The sequence below is a fragment of the Devosia sp. genome (assembly GCF_017307565.1).
Lineage (GTDB): Bacteria > Pseudomonadota > Alphaproteobacteria > Rhizobiales > Devosiaceae > Devosia.
In genome coordinates, this window is the sequence record NZ_JAFKHD010000482.1 from 1 (window position 1) to 7111 (window position 7111).

7 protein-coding genes and 1 pseudogene are annotated in these 7111 nt (G+C 64.7%); 6 read left to right on the forward strand and 2 right to left on the reverse strand.

Annotated elements, in window-relative coordinates; genetic code table 11:
- From J0I64_RS21060 to J0I64_RS21085, 6 genes are all read left to right on the forward strand, one after another.
- Positions 1-516: ABC transporter ATP-binding protein (locus J0I64_RS21060; protein ID WP_291411981.1), on the forward strand; the 516-nt coding region annotated here is incomplete at its 5' end.
- A gap of 15 nt (positions 517-531) precedes the next feature.
- A complete protein-coding gene (locus J0I64_RS21065) occupies positions 532-1023 on the forward strand; it encodes a RidA family protein (RefSeq protein WP_291411983.1) in 492 nt (163 codons plus the stop codon).
- 13 nt (positions 1024-1036) lie between these two features.
- Complete coding sequence (locus J0I64_RS21070; RefSeq protein ID WP_291411985.1) at positions 1037-2245, forward strand: aminotransferase class V-fold PLP-dependent enzyme; 1209 nt, start codon at positions 1037-1039, stop codon at positions 2243-2245.
- Positions 2246-2286: 41 nt separating this feature from the next.
- Complete coding sequence (locus tag J0I64_RS21075) at positions 2287-3075, forward strand: IclR family transcriptional regulator (RefSeq protein WP_291411987.1); 789 nt, start codon at positions 2287-2289, stop codon at positions 3073-3075.
- Between the two features lie 114 nt (positions 3076-3189).
- Complete coding sequence (locus J0I64_RS21080; RefSeq protein ID WP_291411989.1) at positions 3190-4110, forward strand: glycosyltransferase family 2 protein; 921 nt, start codon at positions 3190-3192, stop codon at positions 4108-4110.
- 130 nt (positions 4111-4240) lie between these two features.
- Complete coding sequence (locus J0I64_RS21085) at positions 4241-5449, forward strand: hypothetical protein (RefSeq protein ID WP_291411991.1); 1209 nt, start codon at positions 4241-4243, stop codon at positions 5447-5449.
- Positions 5450-5454: 5 nt separating this feature from the next.
- On the opposite strand, the gene J0I64_RS21090 is transcribed toward J0I64_RS21085, so the two are convergent.
- Together J0I64_RS21090 and J0I64_RS21095 are read right to left on the reverse strand one after the other, a co-directional pair.
- Positions 5455-6867 (reverse strand): HlyD family type I secretion periplasmic adaptor subunit, encoded by a 1413-nt coding sequence (locus J0I64_RS21090; protein WP_291411993.1) that lies wholly within the window; start codon positions 6865-6867, stop codon positions 5455-5457.
- Positions 6864-7111: pseudogene (locus J0I64_RS21095) on the reverse strand (peptidase domain-containing ABC transporter); the annotation flags it as partial. The gene J0I64_RS21090 and the pseudogene J0I64_RS21095, both read right to left, overlap by 4 nt.

Consider the following 7111-nt stretch of genomic DNA (forward strand, 5'->3'; position numbering starts at 1 on the left):
GAGTTTTCCGGCGGGCAACGCCAGCGCATCGGCATTGCCCGGGCCCTGGCAGTCGAGCCGGACTTCATCGTCGCCGACGAGCCGGTTTCGGCGCTCGACGTGTCCGTACAGGCGCAGGTTCTGAATCTTCTGGGCGATCTGCAGCGCAAGCTCGGGCTCACCATGCTGTTTATCGCCCATGATCTCAGCGTCGTGGAATATCTCTGCGACGAGGTGGTGGTGATGTATCTGGGCCGGGTCATGGAGCGTGGTCCGTCGCGCCAGGTCTACGCCAAACCCAGGCATCCCTATACCCGCGCGCTGCTCGCCACCGCGCCGGTACCTGATCCGACGCGCAAACGCACTCATGTGCCGCTGGCAGGGGATATTCCCTCGCCCATCGACCCACCCTCGGGGTGCGTCTTCCGCACCCGCTGCCCCATGGCCATCGATGCCTGCGCCAGCATTGTCCCTACCGCCGAGCATATCGGCGGCAATCATCACGTCGCCTGCATTCGCCAGGGCGAACTTGCCTGAGTTGGAGTTGTTTGCATGAGTGTTACCGAGCTTGCCGCGCGCCCGGACGCCAGCCCCTACGAGCGCCTCGCAGCGCTGGGCATTGTTCTGCCGGCGGCGCCTGCCCCGATTGCGAATTTCGCGACCCACGTCGCCGAGGGCAAGCTGCTTTTTCTCTCGGGCCAAGGGCCCAGCGAGGCAGACGGCCGCCTGCACAAGGGCAAGGTGGGCACCGATGTATCGGTCGAGGATGCCTATGCCCACGCTCGGCTGACCGGCATAAATCTCATCGCGGTCATGGAAGCCGCCCTTGGCGACCTGCGGCGCGTTCGCCGCATCGTCAAACTGCTGGGCATGGTCAATGCTGCGCCGGACTTCGCCGACCATCCAGCAGTGATCAACGGGTGTTCGGACCTGATGTGGGCTGTTTTTGGCGAAAAGGGTGCCCATGCACGCTCGGCGGTCGGTTTCGGGTCACTGCCCAACCAGATTACCGTCGAAATCGAAGCGATCGTGGCTTTTGACTGAAGGGGAGAGGACAATGAGCAAAACGACCGATGCCGATATTCGCGCCGAACTGGGCCTGCGCCCCGTCATCAATGTTTCTGGCACCATGACGTCATTGGGCGCATCGATCGTGGTGCCCGAGGCCGTTTCGGCGGTGACCCGGATCTTGTCCGAATTCGTCGAAATGGGTGACCTGCATCGGCGGGCGAGCCGCGCCATTGCCGAATTGACCGGCGCCGAGGCCGGTTTCGTCACGGCTTCCTGCTCGGCCGCCATCAGCCTCGCCGTAGCGGCAGCGATCACCGGAGACAATCTCTGGGCCATCGAGCAACTGCCCGACGCTGGCCCACTGCGCAACGAAGTTCTCATTCAGACCGGCCACATGGTCAGCTATGGCGCCCCCGTCGATCAGGCAATCCGCCTTGCCGGAGGCAAGGTTGTGCCCGTTGGCCAGGCCACCAGCGCCCACGGCTACCAACTGGCCGGGGCGATCACCGAGCGAACAGTCGCCGCCGTTTTCGTCGTTTCGCATCACGTGGTCGACTATGCGCAAATTCCGCTCAAGACCTTCGCCGATATCTGCCACGCCCGCGGCGTAAAGGTTATCGTCGACGCCGCCTCCGAATACGACCTCAGGCGCTTTCTCGCCGATGGCGCCGATGTGGTTCTCTATTCGGGCCACAAGTTCCTCGGCGGCCCGACCTCGGGCATCTGCGCCGGCGAAAAATCCTTTATCCGCAATATCTATTTGCAGAACCGCGGCATTGGCCGCGGCATGAAGGTCGGCAAGGAGGGTATCGCGGGCGTCATTGCGGCGCTCGAGGCCTGGAAGACCCGCGACCACGACGGCATTCGCGCCCGCGAACGCGCTGCACTCGAACTCTGGATGGAAACCCTCGAAGGGCGACCGGGCATCACACCAAAGATCGTTCCCGACCCCACCGACAACCCACTCGACCGGCTCGAGGTCAGGGTTGATCCGGAAACGGCAAGGATCACCGCGTGGGACCTTGCCTCTGCACTCGCCCGCGGCGAGAGGCCTATCATCGTGCGCGATCACGAGGCCGAGCACGGACTGTTCTTCCTTGACCCGTGCAACCTGCACCCGAACGAGGAGACTGTCGTTGCAGCCCGGCTGGTGGAAGAACTCGAAAAGGCCCAGCGCGCCAACGAGGTCATCCATACCAGTATCGCCGACCGCTGGCTCGCGCAGGAAGCAGCGATATTGAACTGGCCCGATTGAGCGCATAAATCGTCGGCGTCAAACCCGAAGGGATCACTTGCGTGAACGATAGTCCGACTACGGCGCAACCCGAACGCCGCTCGCGCACGAGCGGCATAGACCGAGCCCTGCAGATTTTTGACCACCTGCAGAAAGTGGAGCAGGCAACGACCGCTTACGAGATCGCGCGCGCCGTTGGCGCGCCGCTCTCCACCATCTATGCCATCATCGACGACCTGGTTGAAAAAGATCTGCTGAACCGGGACGGCAATGGGCTCATCTGGCTGGGGCCGCGGCTCTATCACTATGGGCTCACCTATGCCCGGAACCTCGACCTTCTGGGTGCAGCTACCCAGGAAATGCACGAACTCGCGCGCCTCTCGGGCGAGACCGTGCAGGTCTGTGGGCGTGATCAGGACATGATGGTCGTGCTCGCCATGGAGGATGGCAGCGGGCACTTCAATGTCAGCTCCCGCGTTGGCAGCCGCAGCCCGCTCAATTGGACGGCTTCGGGCCGCCTTCTGGTGGGGCACCTGCCCAAGGCCGAGCTTCTCGCCATCTTTGAGCGTTCGGCGCGCGTATCCCCGACAGGCCGGGCCGATACCGATCCGACGACGCTGGCGGACCATGCCCACGAGGCCCTGGCCCGGGGTATTTCCATTCAGGCCGGCGAATCCGACTTCGCCGTCGCCTGTATCGCCGCCCCGGTCCTCGACGCCAGCGGCGCTTGTCTTGCCACCATGTCCATTGTCGTGCCAGAGGCCAAGGTACACCAGAAAAACCCCGACCTCATCGACCTGGTGAAATCCAGCGCCCGTCGCGTGGAAAGCCGGCTGGGCTGGAATCGTTGAAACCCATGACGCCGGTGCATCACTTCTAGCTAGAGCACCGGCAGGGTCGGGTTATTGAACCACCCTTGGCTCTGTCTCAATCTTGCGGCCTATCTCGCAGTCGAGGTCCGCAACATGGCCGAGCAGCCCGCCGTCAGTGTCATCATTCCCCATCTCAATGACGCCGATGGCTTGCGGCTCTGTCTCACGGCGCTCGCGGCGCAGCAGGTTGATCGTCCCATTGAGATCATCGTCGTCGACAATGGGTCACGTGAGCTTCCTGATTTCGCCACGAGCCTTGTGCCCGGCCTACGCCTCCTGCGCGAGCCGACACCTGGGCCTGGGCCGGCGCGTAATCTCGGGGCCGCAATGGCCGAGGCGCCACTGCTGGCCTTTATCGATGCCGACTGCGTCCCCGCCCCCGGCTGGCTCGCTTCCATTCTGGGCCACTTCGACAGCCACCCCGAAACCGATTTCGCCGGCGGCGATATCCGCATTCGGCCGGCGCGGCCCGGCCGCATGTCGGCCGTCGAAGCCTATGAGAATGTCTATAGCTACCGCACGCGGCTTTATGTGGAGCGCTACGGCTTTGCCGCGACCGGCAATATGGTAGTTCGCGCCGATGTGTTCCGATCAGTGGGTCCCTTTGGCGGGATCGGCTCGATGGAGGACACCGAATGGGGCCAACGTGCCACCGGCATGGGATTTCGTATCGCCTATCTGCCTGATGCCAGGGTTTCCACCCCCTCCTGCAGTTCGTTTGCCGAACTGGCCCGCCGCTGGGATCGCCACGTTGCGCATGAATTCCGCAGCGTGAATTCACGACCGCTGGGACGGTTGCGCTGGCTGGGCAAGAGTGCCGTCATGGCCATGTCGCCCGCCTACGAAGTGCTGCGCATCTGGCGCTCGGATCGGGCGCCGACCTGGCGGGACCGGGGACTGGCGCTGGCCTGTGTGACCCGCGTGCGGTTCTACCGATGCCGGCGCATGATCGGCCTTGTCTGGCAGGACAATGCGGCGGGCATGGTAGACATGTGGAACCGCGAAAATCCCTGATCGGGCCTGCATCCATCGATCTATCACCCGACGCCAGGCGCTCGGGCGCGCTGTCCCTCCATCCATCGAATGGGCGAAGTGCGGCAGTCCCGGCCCCATGGCAGGTTGCTGAGACAATCAGGGGCGAAACATGCTGCAAGATATGATTGGGTTGCCCGACCACGCCGACGATCCCGGTCCGGAATTCGACCGCATTCTGGGGCTCGACAGTCGCTTCGATGTCGCCCGACGCCGCCTGCCCGAGCTGTGCGCGATCGCCAGCGACGGGCTCAAGCGCATGGCGCTGCCGGGCCTGCAGTTTCCCCAGACAATGCGCGGCATCGGCGACAAGAATGGCGGCGGTACTGCCCCCGAGGGCAGCAGCCTGCGCTATGCCATCATCGTCGCCATGGGCCTTGCCTGGACCTTCCAATCGATGCAGCGTCATGTGCTGGGCGAGCGCACGGCCATCGATCTGGTCAATGCCACGGTGGAACGGGCGGCGCGCTCGCGCGAGCCGGGGGCTGTGGCCCTCGCGGCCTGGGCGGCGGCGGAAATTGCGGGCGTCTATGCCGGCAATCTCTTCCAGCAGTTGGAAGACTATCTTGAAAGCGGCGAGGTGGAGACCGTGCCGGTCGCCTGGGCGCTGACGGCTGCATTGGCCGCCGGCGAGCTCGGCCCAAGTGAAAAGGTGGAGTGGCTGGCGGCAAGAATGCTGCTCGATGCGCAGGGACCGGGCGGGCTCTTTGCCCACACCATGCCTGCCCGCGCCGCTGGTTTTGCCCGCGGCCATGTCGGGTGCTTTGCCGATCAGGTCTATCCCATCCAGGCGCTGGCGCGACTGGGTTTTGCCAACAGAAATGCCGCCGCTCTCAACGCGGCTGAAGCCTGCGCTGCGCGGATCGTGGCGCTGCAGGGGCCGGCTGGGCAATGGTGGTGGCACTATGATGCACGCGAGGGCAGCGTGGTGGAAGGCTACCCGGTCTATAGCGTACACCAGCACGCAATGGCGCCGATGGCGTTGCTCGACCTGCACGACGCCGGCGGCACCGACCACCGCGACGCCATCATGAAGGGACTCGACTGGATCGACCATCACCCCGAGACCGCAGAGCCCATCGCCTCCCCCGAGGATGCCATGATCTGGCGCAAGGTGGGCCGGCGGGAGCCGCGCAAGCTCGTGCGTGCGCTGTCGGCGCTGACGACGGCGGCGGTTACCGGCTGGCACCTGCCCTATCTCGACGCCGCCTTCCCGCCCGGCCCGGTCGATCGGGAATGCCGCCCCTATGAGTTTGGATGGATGCTCTACGCCTGGCGCTCACGCGGCGTGGTGCAGGCCCTGCGCAGCCAGGCGCGATAAATCGCCTAGGGCTCGCGCAGGCTTTCGTCGAGGCCCCGAACCAGCGGATAGAGGAAGTAGGAGATGACGGTGCGATCGCCGGCATGGATTTCGGCTGATACGGTCATGCCCGGCAGCATGCGGAAGGTCTGCGGCAAGCCGCGCAGCTGCCCGTCGCCCAGCGCAATCCGCACCCGGTAAAAGCTCGGGCCGCTTTGCTTGTCGGCGCCCTGCTGGCCGGAGAAGGCGTTCTCGCTGATCGAGACGACCTTGCCTTCCAAGGTCCCGTGCTCCTGGAACGGGAAGGCATCGAACTTGATGCGTGCCATGTCGCCGACGGCAAGGTGGCCGATGTCGCTGCCCGAGACGGTCGCTTCCACTTCGAGCGGCACGTTGAGCGGCACCAGTGTGATCAGCGGCTCGGCCGGCTGTACCACGGACGACACCGAGCGCTGCGCCACTTCGAGGACGGCTGCGTCGGCCGGCGCAGTCATGCGCGACATGGCTTCGCGCAGATCAACCTTGCGCAGTTCTTCGGCGGCGCCCGCCTGCTGGTCCTGTAGGTCGATTAGGGATTCGAGCGACACGCGGCGATAGTCTTCCACGTAGTTCTGCCGCTCGGCGCGGGCCTGCTGGAGCTGCTCGGTGGCGACGGAATACTGACCGGAAAGACGCGTAAGGCTGACCCGAAGATCAAGGCTCACGTCCTGGCTTTGCAGAAACGCCAGTTTGGATCCGTTGCCGCTAGTGGCCAGCGTGCCGTGCATGGACTGGATTTCCTGGAGGCCCGCGAGGCGCTGGTTGAGCATGTCCTCCTCCGACCGGGTGGCGGATAGCACTGCCTCGCCATGGGCGATCTGGGCATCGAAATCATCAAGCTTGGCCTGATAGGCCGAATGACGCTGTGCCGAAAGCTGGCCCTGCATCAGCGCCTCGGCACTGGCCCCGGCTGGCGGAACGTAGACCTCGCCTTTCAGCTCGGCCTGAAGCCGGTCGATCTGCGCATTGAAGCCGGCGAGCTTGGACTGGATCTGCCCGGCATCGGAGGAGCTGAAGGTGGGATCGAGCGTCGCCAGCAGCTGGCCTTTGGTGACGATGTCGCCGGGTTTGACCGTGAGAGAGCGGATGATGGAGGTTTCGAGCGGCTGCATCACAAGCGTCGGCTCGCTGGTGGTCAGCCGGCCTGGGGCAACCACGATCTGGTCGATGCGCGACACGCTCGCCCAATAGATGGCGCAGCCGATGGTCAGCGCCACTAGATAGAGCGTCAGCCGCGCGACCGGCGGGGGGCGTCGCTCCTCGAGCGCAATGGCGTCGGTCTGGAAATCCATGACCGCGTCCTGCTTGACCGTCGGCACCACCTTGAGCGCCGGCTTGCTCGGGGACTTGACCAGTTTGACGGGCTTGGCGGGTTTGGCAGGCTTTGCTGGTGCACTCATCCGACGAGCTTCATCTGCTGGGTCCACAACTGCCGATAGGTCGTGCAGCGCGAGACGAGCTGGCTATGCGGGCCGACATCCACCAGCCGGCCGCGATCGATGACGAGGATGCCATCGGCATCGGTCAGCATCGAAAGGCGATGCGAGACGATGATGACGGTGCGCCCGGCAGCGATCCCCTTGATGCTGCGCTTGACGATGGCCTCGCTCTCGGGGTCGAGCGCGCTGGTGGCCTCGTCCATGA